The 22819-nt window shown below is 59.1% G+C and carries 22 protein-coding genes; 13 read left to right on the top strand and 9 right to left on the bottom strand.

Annotated features, from left to right (window positions below):
* Window positions 1-339 precede the first annotated feature (339 nt).
* Window positions 340-786 carry a hypothetical protein gene (locus ACIOMO_RS00955; protein ID WP_401237539.1) on the top strand — a complete coding sequence of 149 codons (447 nt, stop codon included), beginning with the start codon at window positions 340-342 and terminating at the stop codon, window positions 784-786.
* A gap of 373 nt (window positions 787-1159) precedes the next feature.
* On the opposite strand, the gene ACIOMO_RS00950 is transcribed toward ACIOMO_RS00955, so the two are convergent.
* Window positions 1160-2158 carry a bile acid:sodium symporter family protein gene (locus ACIOMO_RS00950; protein WP_401237537.1) on the bottom strand — a complete coding sequence of 333 codons (999 nt, stop codon included), beginning with the start codon at window positions 2156-2158 and terminating at the stop codon, window positions 1160-1162.
* A gap of 84 nt (window positions 2159-2242) precedes the next feature.
* Between ACIOMO_RS00950 and ACIOMO_RS00945 the strand changes: the two genes are divergently transcribed.
* Window positions 2243-3031 carry an AraC family transcriptional regulator gene (locus ACIOMO_RS00945; RefSeq protein ID WP_401237535.1) on the top strand — a complete coding sequence of 263 codons (789 nt, stop codon included), beginning with the start codon at window positions 2243-2245 and terminating at the stop codon, window positions 3029-3031.
* Here ACIOMO_RS00945 and ACIOMO_RS00940 read toward each other — a convergent pair whose 3' ends face one another.
* Window positions 3032-3976, bottom strand: a complete 945-nt coding sequence (locus tag ACIOMO_RS00940; RefSeq protein ID WP_401237533.1) for a Dyp-type peroxidase — start codon at window positions 3974-3976, stop codon at window positions 3032-3034.
* Window positions 3977-4172: 196 nt separating this feature from the next.
* On the opposite strand from ACIOMO_RS00940, the gene ACIOMO_RS00935 reads away from it, so the two are divergent.
* Entirely contained in the window at window positions 4173-5150 is a 978-nt protein-coding gene (locus tag ACIOMO_RS00935) for a TerC family protein (protein WP_400644595.1), read from the top strand.
* Between the two features lie 103 nt (window positions 5151-5253).
* On the opposite strand, the gene ACIOMO_RS00930 is transcribed toward ACIOMO_RS00935, so the two are convergent.
* Both ACIOMO_RS00930 and ACIOMO_RS00925 read right to left on the bottom strand, forming a co-directional pair.
* Window positions 5254-6354: a polyamine ABC transporter substrate-binding protein gene (locus tag ACIOMO_RS00930; protein ID WP_401237531.1), complete on the bottom strand. Its 1101-nt coding sequence runs from the start codon at window positions 6352-6354 to the stop codon at window positions 5254-5256.
* Window positions 6355-6604: 250 nt separating this feature from the next.
* Window positions 6605-8011, bottom strand: a complete 1407-nt coding sequence (locus ACIOMO_RS00925) for a purine-cytosine permease family protein (RefSeq protein WP_401237529.1) — start codon at window positions 8009-8011, stop codon at window positions 6605-6607.
* Window positions 8012-8335: 324 nt separating this feature from the next.
* Between ACIOMO_RS00925 and ACIOMO_RS00920 the strand changes: the two genes are divergently transcribed.
* The 7 genes from ACIOMO_RS00920 to argE all read left to right on the top strand — a co-directional run bounded on the left by ACIOMO_RS00920 (window position 8336) and on the right by argE (window position 15180).
* Window positions 8336-8821: a flavin reductase family protein gene (locus ACIOMO_RS00920; protein WP_053121239.1), complete on the top strand. Its 486-nt coding sequence runs from the start codon at window positions 8336-8338 to the stop codon at window positions 8819-8821.
* 160 nt (window positions 8822-8981) lie between these two features.
* Window positions 8982-10025 (top strand): LLM class flavin-dependent oxidoreductase, encoded by a 1044-nt coding sequence (locus ACIOMO_RS00915; RefSeq protein ID WP_401237527.1) that lies wholly within the window; start codon window positions 8982-8984, stop codon window positions 10023-10025.
* 247 nt (window positions 10026-10272) lie between these two features.
* Window positions 10273-11100 (top strand): alpha/beta fold hydrolase, encoded by an 828-nt coding sequence (locus ACIOMO_RS00910; protein ID WP_401237525.1) that lies wholly within the window; start codon window positions 10273-10275, stop codon window positions 11098-11100.
* A gap of 342 nt (window positions 11101-11442) precedes the next feature.
* On the top strand, window positions 11443-12762 hold the full coding sequence (locus tag ACIOMO_RS00905; RefSeq protein WP_401237523.1) for a flavin-containing monooxygenase: 1320 nt from the start codon (window positions 11443-11445) through the stop codon (window positions 12760-12762).
* Window positions 12763-12820: 58 nt separating this feature from the next.
* Window positions 12821-13237 (top strand): RidA family protein, encoded by a 417-nt coding sequence (locus tag ACIOMO_RS00900; RefSeq protein ID WP_201226757.1) that lies wholly within the window; start codon window positions 12821-12823, stop codon window positions 13235-13237.
* A gap of 120 nt (window positions 13238-13357) precedes the next feature.
* Window positions 13358-14035, top strand: a complete 678-nt coding sequence (locus ACIOMO_RS00895) for a DUF1028 domain-containing protein (RefSeq protein WP_212544577.1) — start codon at window positions 13358-13360, stop codon at window positions 14033-14035.
* Window positions 14032-15180, top strand: a complete 1149-nt coding sequence (gene argE, locus ACIOMO_RS00890; RefSeq protein WP_401237520.1) for an acetylornithine deacetylase — start codon at window positions 14032-14034, stop codon at window positions 15178-15180. Before ACIOMO_RS00895 ends, argE begins: the two co-directional genes overlap by 4 nt.
* An 18-nt stretch (window positions 15181-15198) precedes the next feature.
* Here the strand turns inward: argE and ACIOMO_RS00885 are convergent, their stop codons facing one another.
* A complete protein-coding gene (locus ACIOMO_RS00885; RefSeq protein ID WP_053121255.1) occupies window positions 15199-16110 on the bottom strand; it encodes a LysR family transcriptional regulator in 912 nt (303 codons plus the stop codon).
* A gap of 384 nt (window positions 16111-16494) precedes the next feature.
* On the opposite strand from ACIOMO_RS00885, the gene ACIOMO_RS00880 reads away from it, so the two are divergent.
* Together ACIOMO_RS00880 and ACIOMO_RS00875 are read left to right on the top strand one after the other, a co-directional pair.
* The gene (locus ACIOMO_RS00880) at window positions 16495-17910 is read left to right on the top strand and encodes a purine-cytosine permease family protein (protein ID WP_401237518.1); all 1416 of its coding nucleotides are present in this window, start codon (window positions 16495-16497) and stop codon (window positions 17908-17910) included.
* 98 nt (window positions 17911-18008) lie between these two features.
* On the top strand, window positions 18009-18632 hold the full coding sequence (locus tag ACIOMO_RS00875; RefSeq protein WP_053121259.1) for a glutathione S-transferase family protein: 624 nt from the start codon (window positions 18009-18011) through the stop codon (window positions 18630-18632).
* Window positions 18633-18686: 54 nt separating this feature from the next.
* On the opposite strand, the gene ACIOMO_RS00870 is transcribed toward ACIOMO_RS00875, so the two are convergent.
* The 4 genes from ACIOMO_RS00870 to ACIOMO_RS00855 all read right to left on the bottom strand — a co-directional run bounded on the left by ACIOMO_RS00870 (window position 18687) and on the right by ACIOMO_RS00855 (window position 21189).
* Window positions 18687-19115 (bottom strand): molybdopterin-binding protein, encoded by a 429-nt coding sequence (locus tag ACIOMO_RS00870; protein ID WP_053121261.1) that lies wholly within the window; start codon window positions 19113-19115, stop codon window positions 18687-18689.
* A gap of 96 nt (window positions 19116-19211) precedes the next feature.
* A complete protein-coding gene (locus tag ACIOMO_RS00865; RefSeq protein WP_053121263.1) occupies window positions 19212-19556 on the bottom strand; it encodes a gamma-glutamylcyclotransferase family protein in 345 nt (114 codons plus the stop codon).
* Window positions 19557-19565: 9 nt separating this feature from the next.
* On the bottom strand, window positions 19566-20228 hold the full coding sequence (locus ACIOMO_RS00860; protein WP_008086100.1) for a M24 family metallopeptidase: 663 nt from the start codon (window positions 20226-20228) through the stop codon (window positions 19566-19568).
* An 82-nt stretch (window positions 20229-20310) separates the two neighbouring features.
* Window positions 20311-21189 (bottom strand): putrescine utilization regulator PtrR, encoded by an 879-nt coding sequence (locus tag ACIOMO_RS00855; RefSeq protein WP_212544736.1) that lies wholly within the window; start codon window positions 21187-21189, stop codon window positions 20311-20313.
* 103 nt (window positions 21190-21292) lie between these two features.
* Between ACIOMO_RS00855 and ACIOMO_RS00850 the strand changes: the two genes are divergently transcribed.
* Window positions 21293-22684: an aldehyde dehydrogenase family protein gene (locus ACIOMO_RS00850; protein WP_401237515.1), complete on the top strand. Its 1392-nt coding sequence runs from the start codon at window positions 21293-21295 to the stop codon at window positions 22682-22684.
* Window positions 22685-22819 lie beyond the last annotated feature (135 nt).

Here is a 22819-nt window from a genome sequence, read left to right as displayed (position 1 = left end):
GCAAGGAAGCGAAACGACTATCCCCTCACCCTTCGTCCTTCCGGCCAATGGCGGGCAAATGCCCATCTATACTGGTTCAGTTGCCTTTGCGGAGCCGTTCAAATCGTCGACACCCGTGCATCTCGATGGTGCGCCCGTGCCAATCGCCAATTAGCTAGACCCAAGCCAGTGGGCCGAACGCCTGTGATCGAATGGCAGGCATTGCTCAACTACGTTGTGGCTGACGGGTCGTGGAGAAGATCATGAATCACAAGCTTTTGTCAGGCGTTGTATTCGCAGTAGCGGCAACGATGGTCGCGCCCGGAGTCTGGGCCGGACAGCCGCAAGCGGTGGCGGCGGATGGGTCGGATCATGTTGGGGCGGGTGCGGTTGCTGCGGACGGTTCTGATCATGTCGGCGCGAATGCGGTGGCCGCAGACGGCGCCGATCACGTCGGCGCGGGTGCGGTGGCTGCTGACGGCGCAGATCATGTCGGCGCGGGTGCTGTGGCTGCTGACGGCGCAGATCACGTCGGCGCGAATGCCGTCGCCGCTGACGGCTCTGATCATGTCGGCGCGGGTGCTGTGGCTGCTGACGGCTCTGATCATGTCGGCGCGGGTGCTGTGGCATCCGACGGCGCAGATCACGTCGGCGCGGGTGCTGTGGCTGCTGACGGCGCAGATCATGTCGGCGCGGGTGCTGTGGCTGCTGATGGATCCGATCATGTCGGCGCGGGTGCTGTGGCCGCTGATGGATCCGATCACGTCGGCGCGAATGCTGTGGCATCCGACGGCGCAGATCGCTTAAACGCCAACCGTCTCGCCTATTCTCGCGTTGGCGTGGGTTCTGATCGCGTTGCGTCGGCATTGATGACTGGCAGCTATTCCGACCAGTTCAACAGCCCCCAGTAACACAACAATCCTGTAGGAGCCGAGCTTGCTCGCGAAGGCGTTGGCACATTCAAAACCATCGTGACAGACACACCGCTTTCGCGAGCAAGCTCAGCTCCTACAATGATTTGTGGTGTGCCAGGGATTTTGTATACGACGCAAAACCCTGTAGGAGCCGAGCTTGCTCGCGAAGGCGTCATCACATTCAAAACCATCGTGGCAGACACACCGCTTTCGCGAGCAGGCTCGGCTCCTACAAGGATTCGTGCGTTCGGGCGTGAGGTGTCAGCTCACGGATCAACCTGTGCCATCAACTCCGGCACCGACTCCTGCCGTTTCGCATAACGCTGTGCCAACACCGCACAGACCATCAACTGAATCTGATGAAACAACATCAGCGGCAGGATCAACACGCCAATCGTGCTGCCGGCAAACAACACCTGCGCCATCGGCACGCCAGTGGCCAGGCTCTTTTTCGAGCCGCAGAACAGGATGGTAATGCGGTCTTCCTGATTGAAGCCAAACGCCTTGCCCAACAGCGTCGAGGCCACGAGCACCAGCGCCAGCAAAATGCAGCAAACCACCACCAGCCCCAACAGCTCAATCAGCGGAATCTGATGCCAGATGCCTTCATTGACCGCCTCGCTGAACGCGCCGTACACCACCAGCAGAATCGAGCCCTGATCAACGAATTTCAACCAGCTCTTGTTGCGGCCGACCCACGCGCCGATCCAGCGGCGGGCAATCTGTCCGGCAATAAACGGCAGGAGCAATTGCACGCTGATCTTGAGGATCGCATCCAGCGTCGAGCCGCCGTCACCGTGGACGTTGAGCAACAGCGTCACCAGCAACGGCGTGAGGAAAATGCCGAAGAGGCTCGATGCCGCCGCGCTGCAGATCGCCGCCGGAATATTGCCTCGCGCCAGCGAGGTGAAGGCAATCGCCGACTGCACCGTGGCCGGCAAGGCGCAGAGGTACAACATGCCCATGTACAGCTTGTCGCCGATCAGCGGTGACAGCAGCGGTTTCAGCGCCAGACCCAATAGCGGGAACAGCACGAAGGTCAGGCCGAACACCAACAGATGCAAACGCCAGTGACCGGCGCCGGCGATGATTGATTCGCGAGAGAGCTTGGCGCCATGCAGGAAAAACAGCAGCGCGATGGCGATGTTGGTCAGCCAGCCAAAACCGACCGCGACTTGGCCGCTGGCCGGCAGAAAACTGGCGAGCAGCACAACAGCGATCAGCGTCAGGGTGAAGTTATCGGGCAAAAATCTTGGGCGAGTCATGGTGTTTTTATCCGGGGGTTGCCAGTGCGTGCCGACGACTCTAACGTGACTGCAAATTACCGACTAACGCCGAAGAGCCTTGAGATGCCGCCTAAAGGACATGAAAAAAGCATCCGCCGCAGCATTCCCGGGCTGCCCAGCCTGCCGCGTCCGCTGTATGGACGCACGGAATCACTGCCCAATCGCGCACTGACCCGGCGCCATAGTCACCCGTGGGTGCAGTTGTCGTACGCGATTCAAGGTGTGCTCGAAGTGCAGACCAGCGCCGGCCGCTTTGTCGCGCCACCGGAGCGCGCGGTGTGGATTCCGGCCGGTGTGCCGCATCGGGTATTCAGCTCGCCGCACACCGAAATGCGCAGCCTCTACATCGATTGCAGTGTGGCGGGCTGGGCGGTTGAGCATTGTCATGTGCTCGGCGTCAGTGATTTGCTTCGCGAACTGATCCGCGCGTTCAGTCAGGTGCCGGTGGAATACGACCAGAGCGGCCCGCACGGGCGCATGGCGCAGGTGATCCTCGATCAACTGGCCGAAGCGCCGCAGATCGATCTGATGCTACCGCTGCCGCAGGACGCGCGCTTAAAACAAATCTACCAAAGCCTGGAGCAACACCCGGAGCAGCAGACCACCCTGAGTCACTGGAGCGAAAAGTTCGGCGTCACTGAAAAGACCCTCACCCGCCTGTTCCTGCGCGACACCGGCCTGACCTTCCGCGCCTGGCGCCAACGCCTGCGCCTGCTCGGGGCACTGACGCCGCTGGAGAAAGGTGAACGCGTCACCGATGTGGCGCTGGCCTGTGGTTATGATTCGACGTCAGCATTTATTGCGGCGTTTCGCTCACAGTTCGGGGAAACACCGGGGGAGTTCTTTGGTTGATCAGCGATCCGCCAACTCTTCCAGCAAATCAGCCGACGGCACGAAATACAGGCTCCCGGTAACTGCAGTGCTGAAATCCAGCAACTTGTCATAGTTACCCACTGGTTTGCCGACAAACATGTTCTCCAGCATCTGCTCCATCGGTTCAGGCGAACGCGCATAGCCAATAAAGAACGTACCAAACTCCCCCGCTCCCGGTCGGCCAAACGGCATGTTGTCACGCAGGATCTTCACCTCCTCGCCCGCGGCGGTGGTGATCGTCGTCAGTGCACTGTGTGAATTGGAAGGTTTGACCGAGTCGTCCAGTTCGATGTCGGAGAGTTTCTTGCGGCCGATCACTTGCTCCTGCGCCTCAACGCTCAGCGAATTCCACGCCGTCATGTTGTGCAGGTATTTCTGCACCAGCACGTAGCTGCCGCCACTGAAGTCCGGATCTTCATCACCGACGATGGTGAAATTCACCGCTTTGCGCCCGACCGGGTTTTCCGTGCCGTCGACAAAACCGATGATGCTGCGCATGTCGAAATAACGGAAACCCTGCACCTCGTCGACCACGGTGACGGCATCGCCCAGCACGGCCATGATTTGCGTCGCCAGTTCAAAACACAGATCCATCTGATCGGCGCGGATGTGCAGCAGCAGATCGCCGGGAGTTGACGGCGCGTGTCGCCCTTCCCCGCCAAATTCGCGGAACGCGTGCAGGGACGCCGGTCGCGGGCTGCCGAATAAACGATCCCAGGCGTTCGAGGAAAAGCCGCAGATGCAGGTCAGATTGCCCGACGGCACGCGCTTGCCGACCGAGCGCACCAGCCCGGCGACGTCGCCGCACCAGCCTTTCACCGTTGCGGCGGCGTCAGCGCCTTCATTGAGTGTCGCGACGATAAAAATCGCGCTGCGGGTGATCGGGCTGCACACGGCTTGCGGTTCGAGGATGTCGGTTTGCATGGCTGAAAGTGCCGCCCTGTAGGGGTAACACCAAAGGTGCGACCCGAAATTCGAGGATGAGTCGGACTGCCTTGTTGGCCCGACACTTCGTTTTTATCGAACTCTACCGCAGAAATAAACGATTTTTCTTTCGCGCAAACTCGTCGCTAGCATGGCCACGTCTGACGCTAATCGAATAAAAGACAGGGAGCGTGACATGCCTTCAACCAATATCAATATCGGCGAACCGTGGATGTGGGGCGCCTTCGTCGTCTTCGTGCTGGCGATGCTCGCATTGGATCTTTTTGTGTTCGGTGGGCGCAAGGCGCACCGCGTCTCAGTGCGCGAAGCCTTGTCATGGGTGATTGCCTGGTGCTTGTTGGCACTGAGTTTCGCCGCGCTGTTGTGGTGGTATTTGCACGGCGAATTCGGTGCCGATATCGCCCGGCAGAAGACCCTGGAATTTCTCACCGGTTATCTGATCGAGCAATCGCTGTCGATCGACAACATGTTCATCTTCGTGATGATTTTCACCTACTTCGCGGTGCCGCCGGAGTTGCAACGCCGCGTGCTGCTGTACGGCGTGCTCGGGGCGATTGTGATGCGCGCGGTGATGATTTTCGCCGGCGTGTGGCTGGTGTCGCAGTTCGAATGGCTGCTGTACGCGTTCGGCGTGTTCCTGATCATCACCGGGATCAAGATGCTGGTATTTGCTGACCAGCAACCGGATCTGGACAAGAACCCTTTGCTGCGCTGGGTGCGCGGTCATATGCGCATCACCAGTGGCTTTCATGGCGAACGCTTTTTTGTTCTGCAAAACGGTGTGCGCTGGGCGACGCCGATGTTTCTGGTGCTGGTATTGATCGAGGCCAGTGATTTGATGTTCGCGGTCGACAGCATCCCGGCGATCTTCGCCGTGACCACGGACCCGTTCATTGTGTTCACCTCGAACATCTTCGCGATCATGGGCTTGCGCGCGCTGTACTTCCTGCTGGCGGACATGGCTGACCGCTTTCATTTGCTCAAGTACGGGCTGGCAATCGTGCTGGTGTTTATCGGCGGAAAAATGGTGCTGATGCCATGGTTTCACATGCCGGTGGAGTGGTCGCTGCTGGTGGTGGGCGGGGTGATTTTTGGTTCGGTGTTGCTGAGTCTGGTCATCACCCGAAAACAAAACCAAACCGAAGCCCTGTAGGAGCTGCCGCAGGCTGCGATCTTTTGACTTTGATTTTTAAAAACAAGATCAAAAGATCGCAGCCTGCGGTAGCTCCTACAGGGGAATTTCGTCTGGACGGAGACTATTTATCGGACTTGATGCTGGTCCAGACGCGGGTGCGTACGCGTTCGAGTTTCTGCGGCAATGGCTGGACGACGTAGAGGTTTTTCAGTGCCTCCGGGGTCGGCGTCAGGTTCGGGTTGTCGGTGATCTCTTTGTTGATCAGCGGGATCGAATCCTTGTTCGCATTCGGGTAGCCGAGGAAGTCACTGATCGGCGCGATCACTTTCGGATCGAGCAAGTTGTTGAGGAATTCGTGGGCCTCTTCGACGTTCTTCGCGCTCTTCGGAATCGCGAAAGTGTCGAACCAGATCGGCGCGCCTTCCTTCGGCAAGCGCCAGTCGACCACGACACCGTTTTTTGCCTCTTTGGCGCGGTTGCCAAACTGGTAGAAGCTACCCGAATAACCGATGGCCACGCAGATGTCGCCATTGGCGATGTCAGTCATGTACTTGGCCGAGTTGAAGTAGGTGACGTACGGACGAACCTTGAGCATCAGCTCTTTGGCTTTTTCATAGTCGGCAGGGTTTTGGCTGTTCGGGTCGAGGCCGAGATAATGCAGGGCCAGCGGCAGAATTTCCGTCGGCGAATCGAGCATCGCTACGCCGCAGGATTTGAGTTTTTCCATGTTCTCCGGTTTGAACACCAGATCCCAACTGTCCACCGGCGCGTTGTCGCCCAGTGCAGCTTTGACCTTGGCCGGGTTGAAGCCGATCAGCACGGTACCGACCATGTAAGGCACGCCGTACTGGTTGCCGGGGTCGTTCTTGCCCAGCAGTTTCAACAGCTCCGGATCCTGGTGGCTCCAGTTTGGCAATTTCGTCTTGTCGAGTTTCTGGAACACGCCGGCCTTGATCTGCGTTTCGAGGAACTGGTTCGACGGCACGACGAGGTCGTAACCGGAGTTGCCGGTGAGCAGTTTGGCTTCCAGGGATTCGTTGGTGTCGAAGGTGTCCCAGATCACTTTGATACCGCTTTTTGCAGCGAAATCCTTGGGCACGGACGGCAGAATGTAATCCGCCCAGTTGTACACCCGCAGTTCGCGTTGCTCGGCCTGGACGGCGCTGGCCAGCAGCGTCAGCCCACACACGGCGGCACCCAGAATGCGTTTCATCGTGACCATGGTTATTTCCCCAAAATGCGGCGTGAGTTCGATGGTTTTTATGTTCTGTACACGGCAGCGGCTTTAAAGGTAGCCGAGGGTAAAAAAGGTCTAGCGTTTCGTTGTGGTTTTGATTCTTGCTGACAGCGTAGACGGATCACAGTGGGGGATGGGCCAAAAGGGGATCGATGTGGCCAATATGAATGACCACCGGGATGCGTGAGCATCCCGCAAGTCAATTGTGGTGAGGGGACATCACCAGAGAAATCGGTTAGGAGCGATAGCTCAGTTTTGCCACCCTGCTCTGCTGCGCCTGCCCACGTGTCGCCAGGCAGTAATACAGCGGCACAGTGACCACCAGCCCGACCAGCCACGACAGATCCGCACCCTCCACCAGATTGGCGTACGGCCCGACATACAGCGAAGTGTTGGCGAACGGCAGCTGCACAATGATGCCGATGAAGTACGCAACGATCGCGTGCAGATTGAAGCGCCCGTAAATCCCGCCGTCAGCGCGGAAGATCGAGGTGATGTCGTAGTTGCCGCGTTTGATCAGGTAGAAGTCGATCAGGTTGATCGACGCCCACGGCACCAGCACCAGCAACAGCGCCAGAATCAGCCCGATAAACTCGGAGATGAAATCCGCCGAGGCACCCAGTGCCACCACGCAGCAACCCGCCAACACGACACTCGATAGCACCACGCGCACCTTGATGCTCGGCGTCCATTGGCTGGCGAAGGTCTGGATCGAGGTGATGATCGACAGCACCGCGCCATACAGATTCAGGGCGTTATGGCTGATGATATTGAGCAAAAACAGCACCATCAAAATCGGCCCCAGCCAGCCCGTCGACTGCTTGACCGCCGCCATCGCCTCGGTGCCTTCCGGAGTCGCCAACACCGCCACTGCGCCGAAGCTGAACGACAGAATTGTGCCCAGCGTCGCGCCCAGATACGTCGCCCAAAATGGCTTGGCGATGCCAATATCCGCCGGCAAATAACGCGAATAGTCGGACACGTACGGCGAGAAACTGATCTGCCAGATGATCCCCAACGACACCGTCGCCAGCCAACCGGACAGGTTGAAGCTGCCGCGCGTGAGGAAATCCGCCGGCAAGTCATGGGCGAAGATATAGATGAAGCCGGCGAGCAACGCGCTGCCCATCACCCAGGTGCCGATGCGGTTCAGCGTGTGAATGAAGTTGTAGCCGATCACGCCAATGGCCGTGGCCGCCAGCGCACCAATCAAAATGCTCAGCGGAGCCGGCACCGACGGTGCAAGGCCGACGATGGATTTACCCGCCAGCACGATGTTGGAAATGAAGAAGCCTATGTAAATGATCGCCGCAAAAAACACGATCAACAGTGCGCCATAACGCCCGAACTGACCACGGCTCTGCACCATCTGCGGAATGCCCATGCGCGGGCCTTGCGCCGAGGCCAGCGCAATCACCACGCCGCCAATCATGTGCCCCAGCGCAATCGCCAGCAGACCCCAGAACAAATCGAGATGGAACACCTGAACCACCATGGCGCCGGTGACGATGGGCAGTGGCGCAATGTTGGTGCTGAACCAAAGGGTGAAAAGGTCGCGGGCCTTCCCGTGGCGTTCCGCGAGTGGGACGTAGTCGACCGTATGATTCTCGATCAACGGATCTTGCCTGGACATCTGGGGCATAGGAATGAACTCGAGTTTGTCTGTTCTTATCTTTGTATGAAGCCAAACCGGGGGGACTCTCTGGCCGCCCCTCAGATGCAGACCATATTATGGTATTCCAAACTTTTCACAAGACTGATCCGTAGTTCACAGCGCTAACTGATACGTCATCCTCCCTGAAACCGCGGCTCACAGGCCAGCCGCAAGCCCAATAAACGTTGAGTTTCCGACGAAAGCACCACGTTAATCGGTTCAGCTTAAAAGCCCTTGCAAAGAAAAATTACTGGTATACCATCAGACCAACAAATACATAAAAATCGTGTCACAACACCCGAGGATCGTCCAATGATCGATGCAGCCATCTACAAACAAGTCATGGGCTCGTTTCCGTCCGGCGTCACTGTCATCACCACGTTGGATGATGACGGGCAGATCGTCGGCCTGACCGCCAGCGCCTTCAGCTCGCTGTCGATGGATCCTGCGCTGGTGCTGTTCTGCCCCAACTACAGCTCGGACTCCTACCCTGTGCTGATCAAGAACAAACGCTTCGCGATTCATGTTCTGTCCGGCGGCCAGCAAAGCGAGGCCTACGCTTTCGCCCGCAAAGGCAAGGACAAGGCGCACGGCATCGAGTGGACGTTGAGCGAACTGGGTAACCCGATTTTGGCCAACGCGACGGCTGTCATCGAGTGTGAACTGTGGCGTGAATACGAAGGCGGCGACCACGCCATCATGGTCGGCGCCGTGAAGAACCTGATCGTCCCCGAGCAGCACAGCGGCCCGCTGGTGTACTGCCACGGCAAAATGGGCGCCCTGCCCGTCCTGGCCTGAATAGATCAATGCAGGAGCTGCCGCAGGCTGCGATCTTTTGATTTTGCTTTAAAGACCAGATCAAAAGATCGCAGCCTTCGGCAGCTCCTACAGAGTTCAGCGTAAGCAGGCGAAGGCCTACAAGTTTTTGCCTCAACAACAAAAGATCCGAGGAAGCGTGATGAAATTTTCCCTGTTCGTACACATGGAGCGCTGGGACGAAAGCGTCAGCCACCGCCAACTGTTCGAAGACCTGACCGAACTCACCCTGATGGCCGAGGCCGGCGGTTTCAGCACCGTGTGGATCGGCGAACACCACGCGATGGAATACACCATTTCGCCAAGCCCGATGCCGCTGCTGGCCTACCTCGCGGCAAAAACCACGACCATCCACCTCGGCGCCGGCACCATCATCGCGCCGTTCTGGCACCCGTTGCGGGTGGCCGGTGAATGCGCTCTGCTCGACGTGATCAGCAACGGTCGCATGGAAGTCGGGCTGGCCCGTGGCGCCTATCAGGTTGAATTCGATCGCATGGCCGGCGGCATGCCGGCCTCTTCCGGCGGTCAGGCCTTGCGTGAAATGGTTCCGGTGGTGCGCGCCCTGTGGAAAGGCGATTACGCCCACGACGGCGACATCTGGAAATTCCCCACTTCGACCAGCGTGCCGAAGCCGGTTCAGCAGCCGAACCCGCCGATGTGGATCGCCGCCCGCGATCCGGATTCGCACAACTTCGCCGTGGCCAACGGCTGCAACGTGATGGTTACGCCGTTGATGAAAGGCGACGAAGAAGTTCTCGACCTGAAGAACAAATTCCAGACCGCACTGGACAACAACCCCGACGTGCCGCGTCCACAATTGATGGTGCTGCGTCATACCCACGTACACACCGCAGACGATCCGGACGGCTGGAAAGTCGGCGCCAAAGCGATCTCGCGCTTCTACCGCACCTTCGACGCGTGGTTCGGCAACAAGCAAACCCCGGTCAACGGCTTCCTCGACCCAAGCCCGGAAGAGAAGTTTGCCGGGCGTCCTGAGTTCGAACTGGAAAGCCTGCACAAAACCGCAATGATCGGCACGCCGGAAGAGATTATTCCGCGCATCAAGTACTACCAGGAACTGGGCGTCGATGAGTTCAGCTTCTGGTGCGACAACAGCTTGCCGCATGCCGAGAAAAAGAAATCGCTGGAGCTGTTTATCAAGCACGTGGTGCCGGCGTTTCGCTGAGTAATTTGCTGAACACTGTACCTGTGGCGAGGGAGCTTGCTCCCTCGCCACAGTTGATTAATGTTCTAGGCTAAGTCCCCGTCCAGCGCGTCACGAATGAACAGCAACTCAAAGATGCATCATCCAAATCCGGCGATTTGGCCCCCCTTCAACCCAGCACCTGCATACAAGTAGCAGCAACGCTTTGCGCCGATAGTGAAGGCTGCCATTTCGGCTTTCCAAACCATCGCTGACGCAAGGAGTTTGCATGAGCACATTCACCACGCAAGACGGCACCGAGATTTATTTCAAGGACTGGGGCAGCGGCAAACCCGTGCTGTTCAGCCACGGCTGGCCGCTGGATGCCGACATGTGGGAATACCAGATGGAATACCTGAGTAGCCGTGGCTACCGCACCATCGCGTTCGATCGCCGGGGTTTCGGCCGCTCCGATCAGCCGTGGACAGGTTACGACTACGACACTTTCGCCGATGACATCGCGCAATTGATCAACCATCTGGATCTGCGTGACGTGACGCTGGTGGGCTTCTCCATGGGCGGTGGCGACGTCAGCCGCTATATCGCCCGCCATGGCAGCGAGCGCGTTGCTGGCCTTGTGTTGCTGGGTGCGGTGACGCCGTTGTTCGGCAAGAAACCTGATTTCCCGGAAGGCGTCGACACGTCGGTATTCGACGGAATCAAGGCTGGCCTGTTGAAGGATCGTGCGCAGTTCATCGCCGATTTTGCCGCGCCGTTCTATGGCACCAATCAGGGCCAGAAAGTCTCTGACGGCGTACTCACGCAGACCCTGAATGTGGCGCTGCTGGCGTCGCTCAAGGGCACCGTGGATTGCGTTACTGCGTTCTCGGAAACCGACTTCCGTCCGGACATGGCCAAGATCGATGTGCCGACGCTGGTGATTCATGGCGACGGCGATCAAATTGTGCCGTTTGAAACCACGGGTAAGCAGGCTGCTGCGCAGATCAAGGGTGCTGAGTTGAAGGTGTATGCCGGTGCACCGCATGGTTTTGCGGTGACCCATGCGCAAGCATTGAATGAAGACCTGCTGGCGTTCCTCAACCGATACCCCCTCTAAGATTACCATTACCCTGTGGCGAGGGGATTCATCCCCGTTGGACTGCGCAGCAGTCCCTTTTTTTGAAATCAAAAGAAGGGCCGCTTCGCGACCCATCTGGGATAAATCCCCTCACCACAAGGATTGCACTCTGGTGGAAGATTTTTGTGTGTAGTAGCAGGTTCGTCCACTGCTAGAACCCCCGTATTCAAAGGCCTTCACCCCCCTGCATCAGAATTTTATCTTCACATCCCAGCTTAATAATATTTTACCGATATCCCCCCTCTCCCTAGTCTGACCTCAAGCCAAACGGACAAGCCAACAGCGCCCGAATCCAACTGCCTTGCTAGGAAGGATGTAGAGATGACCACTGAAATAATAAAAACAGACACGCTGATCGTGGGTGCCGGCCAGGCAGGCGTCGCCATGAGTGAGCACCTGAGCAAACTCGGTGTGCCGCACCTGGTGCTGGAGCGCAATCGCATCGCCGAACGCTGGCGCACCGGGCGCTGGGATTCGCTGGTCGCCAACGGCCCGGCGTGGCACGACCGCTTTCCGGGTCTGGAATTCGATGACGTCGACCCCGATGGTTTCGCCCCGAAAGAACGCGTGGCCGATTACTTCGAAGCCTATGCGAACAAATTCAATGCGCCGATCCGCACCGGCGTTGAAGTCAAAAGCGTGGTGCGCAATGTCGGTCGTCCGGGTTTCACCGTCGAAACCTCCGAAGGCGTGATCGAAGCCAGCCGTGTGGTCGCGGCTACCGGCCCGTTTCAGAAACCGGTGATCCCGGCGATTGCCCCGCAAGACGAACGTCTGCTGCAGATCCACTCCGCTGACTATCGCAACCCGCAGCAACTGCCGGAAGGCGCAGTGCTGGTGGTCGGTGCCGGTTCTTCCGGCGTACAGATTGCTGATGAGTTGCAGCGTTCCGGCAAGCAGGTTTTCCTGTCCGTCGGCGCCCACGACCGCCCGCCTCGCGCTTACCGCAACCGTGATTTCTGCTGGTGGCTGGGCGTGTTGGGCGAGTGGGATCAAGCGGCGATGAAACCTGGCCGCGAGCACGTGACCATCGCGGTCAGCGGCGCGCATGGCGGGCGCACCATCGATTTTCGCGGGCTGGCCCATCGCGGCATGACCCTGGTCGGTGTGACCGAGTCGTTCAATAACGGCGTGGTCACTTTCAAGCAGGATCTGGTCGGCAACCTCAATCGCGGTGACGAAAACTATCTGGCACTGCTGGATGCTGCCGACGCTTACATCGAGCGTAACGGCCTCGATCTGCCGGAAGAACCGGAAGCACGCGAAACGTTTCCGGAGCCTGAGTGCGTGAAAAACCCGCTGGCCGATCTGAACCTGGCCAAGGCTGGCATCACCTCGATCATCTGGGCCACTGGTTTTGCCGTGGATTATTCCTGGCTGCAAGTCGCGGCGTTCGATGACAAAGGCAAGCCTGTGCATCAGCGCGGTGTGTCGAGCGAGCCGGGGGTTTATTTCCTTGGTTTGCCGTGGCAGTCGCGTCGCGGTTCGTCGTTCATCTGGGGTGTTTGGCACGACGCCAAACACGTCGCCGATCACATCGCGACCCAGCGCAAATATCTGGACTATCGCGACGCCGAGCAGCGTGAAGCCGAACTGCACTCGCCTGCGCACAACAAAATCGCCGACACCGTCGACGCCTGATTTGCCTCTTTCGATCCGGCGCCGATTGCGCCGGACAACCCTGATTCTGGAGCTGTAAATGAGCACGCCAACCCACACTCGCATCCGTATGTTCAACACCAAGGACACCTACCCGAACCAGACGCTGGACAACGACCTGTGCCAGGCCGTGCGTGCCGGTAACACGGTGTATGTCCGTGGTCAGGTCGGCACTGATTTCGATGGCAATCTGGTCGGTCTGGGCGACCCGCGTGCGCAGGCGGAACAAGCGATGCGCAACGTCAAGCAGTTGCTGGAAGAAGCCGGCAGCGACATGAGCCACATCGTCAAAACCACCACCTACCTGATCGACCCGCGTTATCGCGAAGCGGTGTATGGCGAGGTGGGCAAGTGGCTCAAAGGCGTGTTCCCGATTTCGACCGGTCTGGTGGTGTCGGCGCTGGGGCAGCCGCAGTGGTTGATGGAGATTGATGTGATTGCGGTGATTCCTGAGTAAGCAGGTTCACCGCGTTATGGCGATCGCGAGCAGGCTCACTCCTACATTTGGAATGCGTTCACCTGTAGGAGTGAGCCTGCTCGCGATGAGACCAGCCCAAACACACAAGGAGTTCATTAGATGACCTTTTCAATCGCAGCCCGCTGCGCCGAAACCGGCCAGTTCGGTGTCGCCATCAGTTCCTCCAGCATCGCCGTCGGCGCGCGCTGCCCATGGTTGCTGCCGGGCGTTGGCGCGGTGTCGAGCCAGAACATCACCCTGCCCTCGCTCGGCCCGGAAGTGCTCGCGCTGATGGAGCAAGGCCTGTCGCCGGACGAAGCACTGGACAAAGTCCTCACGCGCAACGGCTACAGCCAGTACCGCCAGATCACCGCGATCAACCACCTCGGCCAGACCGCACACTTCAGCGGTTCACAGACCCTCGGCGTGCACAATGCGGTCTCCGGCGAACAGTGCGTCGCTGCCGGCAACATGCTCGCCGGGCGCTCAGTCATCGAAGCGATGGTCAGCGCTTTCGAAGACGGCGAAGGCCAACTCGCCGACCGTCTGCTCAAAGCCCTGCACGCCGCACAAGCCCTCGGTGGCGAAGCCGGCCCGGTGCATTCGGCCGCCGTCGTCGTGGTCGGTGAACAGACCTGGCCGATCGTTAACTTGCGCGTCGACTGGGCCGATGAAGACCCGATCGGTCAGTTGCAAAAACTTTGGGATGCCTACCAACCACAGTTGCAGGACTACATCGACCGTGCCCTCGACCCGGCTAAGGCCCCGGGTTACGGAGTCGCCGGTGATGATCGATGAACAGCGTCGAGTTGCTCAGAGCGCTGGTGGCGTTCGACACCACCAGCCGTGAATCCAACTTGCAACTGATCGAATTCGTTCGTGATTACCTCGAAGGTTTCGATGTGCCCTGCGCGTTGATCTACAACGAAGAGCGCAGCAAAGCCAATCTGTTCGCCACGATCGGCCCGGTGGATCAACCGGGCATCGTGCTGTCCGGGCACACCGATGTAGTGCCGGTCGACGGCCAGCCGTGGACGCTGCCACCGTTCGAACTGACGGAGCGAGATGGCAAGCTGTTTGGCCGAGGCACGGCGGACATGAAGGGCTACATCGCCTGCGTGCTCGCCTTGGTGCCGGCGCTGGTGCAGGCTTCGTTGCGCATCCCGGTGCACATCGCGTTGTCGTATGACGAAGAAGTCGGCTGCCTCGGCGTGCGTTCTTTGCTCAAGGTTCTGCAGCAGCGCCCAGTCAAACCACTGCTGTGCATCATCGGCGAACCGACCGAACTGAAACCGGTGCTCGGCCACAAAGGCAAACTGGCAATGCGCTGCGATGTGCACGGCCATCCGTGCCATTCGGCCTACGCGCCACTCGGGGTTAACGCCATCGAGTACGCCGCCGAACTGATCGGCGAACTGGGGCGCCTCGGTCAGCAACTGAAAGCACCGGAGCATCACGACAAGCGTTTTGATCCGCCCTACAGCACCGTGCAAACCGGCGTCATCAGCGGTGGTAAAGCGCTGAACATCGTGCCCGCCGATTGCCGTTTCGATTTCGAGATCCGTGCCCTGCCCTCGCAGGATCCGGCCTTGGTCGCCGAGGCGCTGAAGAACTATGCCGAACGCGAAGTGCTGCCACGCATGCGTGCGGTCAGCGAGCAAAGTGAAATTCGTTTCAGCGAGTTGTCAGCGTATCCGGGGCTGGTCACCGATGCGCAGAGCCAGGCTGCCGAGTTGATTGCGGCGTTCTGCGGCTCAACGGAATTCGGCACGGTGGCATTCGGCACTGAAGGTGGTTTGTTTGATGCGGTGGGCATTCCAACCGTAGTCTGCGGCCCCGGCAGCATGGATCAGGGCCACAAACCGGATGAGTTTGTCAGCCTCGATCAGTTGCAGGCCTGCGATGACATGCTCCGACGCGTGCTGGCGTTTATCCGCGATTGAAACCCGGCTCGACTGCACTCACGCGTACAGTCGGGCCAATTCCTCACGGCAATGGTCGACGAACAACTGCACCGGTTTGGTCAGTTGCACGCGCCGCAACCACGCTGCCGACAATCCCGAACCGGTCACCGTTTCCGCCAACGGCACACACACGACTTGCTGGCCGTCGTAGGTGTAATCGCTGAACGGTTTCGTCACCAGAATCGAAAAGCCAAAACCATTGCCGACCATGCCGCGCACCATCTCGATCGACGGTGAGCTGAAGACGATGTTCGGCGTCAGGCCGCGCTCTTCGAAGATGCTCACGAAGTAGGTGCGGCTCGGCACTACGTCGAGCAGGATCATCGGTTCCAGCACCAGATCATGCAGCGAAACTTTGGCCTGCTGCGCGAAGCGATGGTTGGCCGGAAGCAAGGCGTACGGCTGTTGCGGCGGCATCAGCGGCGTGGTTTCGATGGTGCTGTCGAGGTCGTGTTCGAACATCATCGCGACGTCGATGCTGCCGGCGGTCAGAGCCTGCACCAGCTCCTGCTGTTCGCCGTCGCGAATGCGGATTTCCACGCCGGGCCAGCGCGCCTTGAAACCGGCGATCAGGCGCGGCAGGTACAGCGGCGCGACGGTTTCGAAACAGCCGATATCGATCTGTCCGGAGACCACGTCGTTGTCGGCCAGGGCGTTCTGTTCGAACTCGTGGGCAACGCGCAACAGCTCCAGCGCCTTGCGATAGAAGCGCGAACCGCTTGGCGTCAGCGAGACGCCCTGGGCGTGGTGGCGGATGAACAACTGCACGCCGAAGCTTTCTTCCAGATGCTTGATCGCGGTGGAGACCGATGGCTGCGCGATGTACAGCTTGCGCGAGGCTTCGGCGACGCTGCCGCAATCGGCGGTGGTGACGAAGTATTTGAGCTGGCGCAGGTTGTAGGCGGCCATGGGAATCTCCAGAAAATCAAAGGATCGCTGTGGCGAGGGGATTTATCCCCGATGGGGCGCGAAGCGGCCCCTGTTTTTAAAGTCAAAAGAGGGGCCGCTGCGCAGCCCATCGGGGATAAATCCCCTCACCACAGGAACCTCATTGCAGATAAATCTCTACTTGCAGGTAAATCCCATCATCACAAAGGGTCACTGACTACTGGAGGTGAACATACCGGAGCACCGCCTCCCCCAGAGCATATTTTTTTTAACGTCTGTAGCAACAAACTTACTAATTTATCTATCCCGACGCTTTACCCATGATCGCTTCAACAAGAATTGCGCCGCCCGTGCCGGCGCTTGCCGAAGTACGTCCACGTACTCATCCTTGCCTTGGAGTTCGTCATGGCTACCCCTGCAGCATCCTCCGCTCCGCTGATTGAAAAACACACGATAGGATACGTGCCCCCCGAAGATCGCCACGGAAAGGTCAGGGATCTGTTCACGCTCTGGTTCGGCGGCAACATCGCGCCGTTGCCCATCGTCACCGGTGCGTTGGGCGTGCAGTTGTTTCACTTGAATCTGGTCTGGGGCATCGTTGCGATCCTCGTCGGCCATCTGGTCGGCGGCGTGCTGATGGCGCTGCACTCGGCGCAAGGCCCGCAAATGGGCATTCCGCAGATGATCCAGAGCCGCGCGCAGTTCGGCTCCCTCGGTGCGCTGCTGGTGGTGTTGATTGCCGGCGTCATGTACATCGGCTTTTTCGCCTCCAACATCGTCCTTGCCGGCAAGTCGTTGCACGGCGTGGTTGATAGCGTTCCAGTGCCGGTCGGCATTGTCATCGGCGCCGTGGGATCGGGGATCATCGGCATCATCGGCTACCGCTTTATCCACGTGCTCAACCGCATCGGCACCTGGGTACTGGGGATCGGCATCGTCGTCGGTTTCGGCTACATCTTCACCCATATTCAGACCGATGATTTCCTCACCCGTGGCAGCTTCAACCTCTCCGGCTGGCTCGCTACCGTGTCGTTGGCGGCGTTGTGGCAGATCGCGTTTGCGCCATACGTGTCCGACTATTCGCGTTACTTGCCGGCCGACGTCAAAGTCTCGTCGACCTTCTGGACGACCTATCTGGGTTCGGCGCTCGGTTCGAGCCTGGCGTTCATTTTCGGCGCCGTCGCGGTGCTCGCCACGCCCGTCGGCATGGACACCATGGATGCGGTGAAAATGGCCACAGGCTCGATCGGCCCGCTGATGCTGGTGCTGTTCCTGCTCAGCGTGATCAGCCACAACGCCCTCAACCTCTACGGCGCCGTGCTGTCGCTGATCACTCTGGTGCAGACCTTCGCCTACCGCTGGATCCCGACCGCCAAGAGCCGCGCAGTGATCTCGATCATCGTGTTGCTGGCCTGCTGCTTCGCCGCCGTCGGCGCCTCGAAGGACTTTATCGGCCACTTCGTCGACATGGTGCTGGTGCTTTTGGTGGTTCTGGTGCCGTGGACGGCGATCAACCTGATCGACTTCTACGCGATCCACAAAGGCAAATACGACATCCAGTCGATCTTCCAGGTTGATGGCGGCATCTACGGTCGCTACAACCCGCAGGCCTTGCTGGCCTACGCGATCGGCATCGCCGTGCAGATCCCGTTCATGAACACGCCACTGTACGTCGGCCCGGTGGCGGCACACATCAACGGCGCGGATCTGTCGTGGCTGGTGGGCTTGCTGGTGACGTCGCCGCTGTACTTCTGGCTGGCGAATCGGGATACGTCCTATCGTCGACGGATGATGGGCGGGAAGTTGGCGAGCAGTCTGTAATTTGATTGGATGAAAAAAGAAGGCCCGCCATGAGCGGGTCTTCTTCGTATCGGTGTGGTATTTCTTTACGCCCGACGACCTGATGGAAAGGACATCCGATGCTGCGAATACTTGGCAAAGCCTCATCGATCAATGTACGTAAGGTGCTGTGGATCTGCGCCGAATTGCAGCTTCCGTTCGACCGGGAGGATTGGGGTTCAGGGTTCAAAACGACGCATACGCCGGAGTTCCTCGCGCTCAATCCCTGCGCCATGGTGCCGGTGATTCAGGACGGCGATTTCACCCTGTGGGAATCGAATACGATCATTCGTTATCTGGCCTCGCGCTACGGCGGCGCGCAGCTTTATCCGACTGAGCCGATGGCCCGGGCGCGGGTCGATCAGTGGATTGACTGGCAGGCTTCGGAACTGAATCGCTCGTGGTCGTATCCGCTGATGTCGCTGGTGCGCAAGTCACCTGATTATCAGGACGGCACTGCGCTGGCGGTCGGGATCGAGCAATGGTCGAAGAACATGGAGATTCTGAATCGACAGCTGGAATCTACCGGTGCTTACGTCAGCGGCAACGAGTTTTCACTGGCGGACATCCCGATCGGACTCTCGGTTAACCGCTGGTTCGAAACACCGCTCAAGCATCCGCACTTGCCCGCCGTCAGCGCCTATTACGAACGCCTGAACCAACGCGAGGGCTATCGCCTATACGGCCGCAACGGCACGCCATAACGCAAAAAACCGCTGATCCCGGAATCAGCGGTTTTTTATTTGCCTGAAAAACTATCAGGCCGGAACACCCAGAATGATGTGCGAAGCCTTGATCACCGCCGTAGCGCTGACGCCTTTCGCCAGGCCCAGCTCGGCAACGGCGTCGCGGGTAACGATCGAGTAGACCTTCGAACCGCCAGCCAGCTCGATCACCACTTCAGCGTTGACCGCACCGTCCGTTACGCTCAGCACTGTGCCTTCCAGGCAATTGCGCGCCGACAGGCGAATGTCGCTGGATTCAGTCATCAGCATCACCCACGGCGCCTTGATCAGCGCAACGGCTTCCTTGCCGACGGCGATGCCAAGGTTCTTGATGCTTTCCATGGTCACGACGGCAACCAACTGCTCACCGCCAGCCAGGGTCAGTACCACTTCGGCGTTGACGGCGCCGGCCTGAACATTGCTGACGTTGCCCTTGAATACGTTGCGTGCGCTGACTTTCATGATGGATGTCCTGTTTATTGACTTTGGAGTTAGGAAACGGCGTGCATCATCGAAGTTGGCGCTATATAAAAACAACTACAGCGCTGCGCTCTGTTGTCACGCCTGCACGTAAACCCATGCATCGACTCCAGACTTTAGCAGCACGCTGACGCGTTTGTAGTCCGCCACTTCGTATTCATCAGCTGCCGCCAGCTCCTGCGCGGTGATCTGGAAAACCGTGCCGGCAATCTCATCGGCCGCATTGCTACTTTCCTGCACGATCGGATGGTGGGTCTTGCCGCTGGTGGCGAGCACCGCAGGATCGGTGATCTCGACCATTTCCTGCTTATAGCCCGGCAGACTGTCCGGGCGCCCTTGCAGCTCGCGGCCGAAGTTGGAGAGTTGCACGGCGCGATCCTGCAAAGTGCCGTAGGAAAAAAGCAAAACATTAGGTGTAGTCATGAGGCTTTCCTAAATGAGCAAATCTTCGTAAAAAGCGCCGAACGGCCGCGTCGGATGGGCGATCTGGATTTCCAGAATCCAAACGCCGGCGTTCGGCGCCTGCTCGAAATCGCCCAGATCGCCGCCACGGTGAATCGCATGCGGGAAATCGCTGACCCGGTGCCCTTTAATGTTCAGGTTCAGTACCCAACCCATCGCTTCGGCCTGTTCAGTCGCATAGCGGTAAAGCTCAACGCCGGAAACACCCTTGCGCCAGAACGCTTCGACCCGGTCGAACAATTCCTTGGCAGCCGCCGCGCAGGCAATCATTTGCGAGTCGGAACCGGTGGTGTAGGTCGCACCCGCATCGCCTTCGTGGCCTTGCCAGACCACGCCCATGTCGATAAAGAAAATGTCGTCCTCACCGAGCACCGGATCGCCGTCGGAGCGCTGTTTGAAGGTCTTCAGCGTGTTGGCACCGAAGCGAATCAGCAGCGGATGCCAGATCCGGTCCATGCCCAATTCGGCGAGGATTTCCTTGCCTCGCGCCGTCGCTTCGGATTCAAGCATGCCCGGTTTGATCACCTCGGCAATGGCGTCGACGGCTTTCCAGGTCAATTGCTGGGCGTGGCGCATCGTTTCCAGCACAAAACGTTCGCCGACCGCTTCTTTACCGCTTAATGCTGTGGTCATTTCCTTGTCCTCATGGCCGCGCTGTATAGTTTTTTATATTGCGAAACACCGATAAAGATACAGCCATGACACAAGGTGTCAATTACTCTTCTGCGCGCACCACCCCGCGTTCTTCAAGCAGCCGCACAAACATGCTCAAGCTGCGCGACACCGTGCCCCGGCGCCACACCAGCCACGTAGTCAGATAGCGAAAATCCTTTGCCAGCGGCCAGACGCTGACGGTCGCGCTGCCAGGCATGCTCTGCAACATCTTGCGTGGCATCAGCGCCAGACCGGCACCGGCGCTGACGCAGGCGAGCATGCCGTGATAGGACTCCATTTCGAAGATTTTTCCGGGCACAGCGGCGTCGGTGCTGAACCACTTTTCAAAGTGATGACGATATGAGCAGTTGGAGCGGAAGGCGTAAATATTCTCGCCATTCACATCCGCCGCCCGCTGGACGGGCGCGTGATTGAGCGGCGCGATGATGACCATTTCTTCCTCGAAGGCCGGCACGCCTTCCAGCGTCGGATGCAGCACCGGGCCGTCGACAAACGCCGCGGCGAGGCGCCCGGAAAGCACGCCGTCGATCATTGTTCCCGAGGGCCCGGTGGACAGGTCGAGATCGACTTTCGGGTGTAATTGGTTATACGCCGCGAGCAGCTCGGGAATGCGCACTGCCGCGGTGCTTTCCAGCGATCCCAGTGGAAATGCGCCTTGCGGCTCCTCGCCCGCCACGGTCGCGCGCGCCTCTTGCACCAGATCGAGAATCCGTCGCGCGTATTCGAGAAAACTCCACCCGGCCGGCGACAGACGCAAACGGCTTTTCTCGCGAATAAACAGATCGACACCCAGATCCTGCTCAAGCTGCTTGATGCGCGTGGTCAGGTTCGACGGCACGCGATGGATCTGCGTGGCGGCGGCGCTGATGCTGCCGTGCTCGGCAACGGCTTTGAAGATTTCCAGCTGCACCAGATCCACAGTCATTCTCCAATCGTGAAAGAAACGATCTTTATTATTCAGTTTCCAGAAAACAAACACCACCCTACTCTAGGCTCATCCGACGAACATGCAGGACACAGCCATGAGCCAGATTTCCAGCCAGACCCACGCCATCTCGATCAACCCAGCCAGCGGCGAGCAGATTGGCCACTACGCCTTTGAATCGGCCGCCGCCCTCGATGCCGCGCTGACCCGCGCTGCTTACGGCTTCGGCAAGTGGAAGCGCAAGCCGCTGCAGGATCGCTCGCGTTTGCTGACCGCCCTCGCCGGCGCGCTGCGTGAAACCGCTGAGGCGATGGCGACCATGATCACCCAGGAAATGGGCAAACCGATCGCTCAGGCCCGTGGCGAAATCGAGAAATGCGCCAAGCTCTGCGAGTGGTACGCCGAGAACGGCCCAGCGATGCTCGACGCTGAACCGACCCAGGTTGAAGGCGGCAAGGCGCGCATCGAATACCGTCCGCTCGGCCCGATTCTCGCGGTGATGCCGTGGAACTTCCCGATCTGGCAAGTGCTGCGCGGCGCCGTGCCAGCGCTGATCGCGGGCAACACTTACGTGCTCAAGCATGCGCCGAACGTGATGGGCAGCGCTTACCTGCTGCGTGATGCGTTCACTCGCGCAGGCTTCGCTGACGGCGTGTTTGAAGTGATCAACGTCACTCCAGAAGGCGTTTCCACTGCGATTGCTGACCCGCGCATTGCTGCGGTGACCCTGACCGGTAGCGTGCGTGCCGGCATGGCCATCGGCGCTCAGGCCGGTGCTGCGCTGAAGAAATGCGTGCTGGAATTGGGTGGTTCCGATCCATTCATCGTGCTGAACGATGCTGATATCGACGAGGCCGTGCAAGCCGCCGTCATTGGCCGCTACCAGAATTCCGGCCAGGTTTGCGCAGCCGCCAAACGTCTGATCATCGAAGAAGGCGTGGTTGAAGAATTCACCCGCAAATTCGTCGAAGCCACCCGCAAGCTGAAAGTGGGTGATCCATTGGCTGCCGACACTTACATCGGCCCGATGGCACGTTTCGACCTGCGTGATGAGCTCGATCAGCAAGTGCGCGACACCCTGGAAGAAGGCGCGACGCTGTTGCTCGGTGGCGGCAAAACCGCAGGTGCCGGCAACTACTACGAGCCTACCGTGCTGGCTGATGTCACCGACCGCATGACCTCGTTCAAACAGGAACTGTTCGGCCCGGTCGCCTCGATCATCACCGCCCGCGATTGCGCCCATGCTGTGGCATTGGCCAACGACAGCGAATTCGGCCTGACCGCGACGATCTACACCGCCAACGTGCAACTGGCCCAGCAACTGACCAGCGAACTGGAAACCGGCGGCGTGTTCATCAACGGCTACTCCGCCAGCGACCCGCGCGTGACCTTCGGCGGCGTGAAGAAAAGCGGTTTCGGCCGCGAGCTGTCGCACTTCGGCGTCCGCGAATTCTGCAACGCGCAAACCGTGTGGCTGGATCGTAAATAATTCCCAAGCCCCGCCACCTCCCCCTGTAGGAGCTGCCGAAGGCTGCGATCTTTTGACCTTGCTCTAAAAAAGCCAGATCAAAAGATCGCAGCCTTCGGCAGCTCCTACACATGCGTCTATAATGCCCGAGTCTTC

It is taken from the genome of Pseudomonas sp. NPDC087804 (assembly GCF_044742965.1).
Classification (GTDB): Bacteria; Pseudomonadota; Gammaproteobacteria; order Pseudomonadales; family Pseudomonadaceae; genus Aquipseudomonas; species Aquipseudomonas rustica.
The sequence above is the reverse complement of the archived record's forward strand: the minus strand, read 5'-3'. Positions and strand labels throughout refer to the sequence as shown.

Coding starts and splice junctions, on each gene's coding strand:
- ACIOMO_RS00955 (WP_401237539.1), top strand. CDS start 340: ATGGGTCGGATCATGTTGGGGCGGGTGCGGTTGCTGCGGACGGTTCTG.
- ACIOMO_RS00950 (WP_401237537.1), bottom strand. CDS start 2,158: ATGACTCGCCCAAGATTTTTGCCCGATAACTTCACCCTGACGCTGATC.
- ACIOMO_RS00945 (WP_401237535.1), top strand. CDS start 2,243: ATGCCGCCTAAAGGACATGAAAAAAGCATCCGCCGCAGCATTCCCGGG.
- ACIOMO_RS00940 (WP_401237533.1), bottom strand. CDS start 3,976: ATGCAAACCGACATCCTCGAACCGCAAGCCGTGTGCAGCCCGATCACC.
- ACIOMO_RS00935 (WP_400644595.1), top strand. CDS start 4,173: ATGCCTTCAACCAATATCAATATCGGCGAACCGTGGATGTGGGGCGCC.
- ACIOMO_RS00930 (WP_401237531.1), bottom strand. CDS start 6,354: ATGGTCACGATGAAACGCATTCTGGGTGCCGCCGTGTGTGGGCTGACG.
- ACIOMO_RS00925 (WP_401237529.1), bottom strand. CDS start 8,011: ATGCCCCAGATGTCCAGGCAAGATCCGTTGATCGAGAATCATACGGTC.
- ACIOMO_RS00920 (WP_053121239.1), top strand. CDS start 8,336: ATGATCGATGCAGCCATCTACAAACAAGTCATGGGCTCGTTTCCGTCC.
- ACIOMO_RS00915 (WP_401237527.1), top strand. CDS start 8,982: ATGAAATTTTCCCTGTTCGTACACATGGAGCGCTGGGACGAAAGCGTC.
- ACIOMO_RS00910 (WP_401237525.1), top strand. CDS start 10,273: ATGAGCACATTCACCACGCAAGACGGCACCGAGATTTATTTCAAGGAC.
- ACIOMO_RS00905 (WP_401237523.1), top strand. CDS start 11,443: ATGACCACTGAAATAATAAAAACAGACACGCTGATCGTGGGTGCCGGC.
- ACIOMO_RS00900 (WP_201226757.1), top strand. CDS start 12,821: ATGAGCACGCCAACCCACACTCGCATCCGTATGTTCAACACCAAGGAC.
- ACIOMO_RS00895 (WP_212544577.1), top strand. CDS start 13,358: ATGACCTTTTCAATCGCAGCCCGCTGCGCCGAAACCGGCCAGTTCGGT.
- argE (WP_401237520.1), top strand. CDS start 14,032: ATGAACAGCGTCGAGTTGCTCAGAGCGCTGGTGGCGTTCGACACCACC.
- ACIOMO_RS00885 (WP_053121255.1), bottom strand. CDS start 16,110: ATGGCCGCCTACAACCTGCGCCAGCTCAAATACTTCGTCACCACCGCC.
- ACIOMO_RS00880 (WP_401237518.1), top strand. CDS start 16,495: ATGGCTACCCCTGCAGCATCCTCCGCTCCGCTGATTGAAAAACACACG.
- ACIOMO_RS00875 (WP_053121259.1), top strand. CDS start 18,009: ATGCTGCGAATACTTGGCAAAGCCTCATCGATCAATGTACGTAAGGTG.
- ACIOMO_RS00870 (WP_053121261.1), bottom strand. CDS start 19,115: ATGAAAGTCAGCGCACGCAACGTATTCAAGGGCAACGTCAGCAATGTT.
- ACIOMO_RS00865 (WP_053121263.1), bottom strand. CDS start 19,556: ATGACTACACCTAATGTTTTGCTTTTTTCCTACGGCACTTTGCAGGAT.
- ACIOMO_RS00860 (WP_008086100.1), bottom strand. CDS start 20,228: ATGACCACAGCATTAAGCGGTAAAGAAGCGGTCGGCGAACGTTTTGTG.
- ACIOMO_RS00850 (WP_401237515.1), top strand. CDS start 21,293: ATGAGCCAGATTTCCAGCCAGACCCACGCCATCTCGATCAACCCAGCC.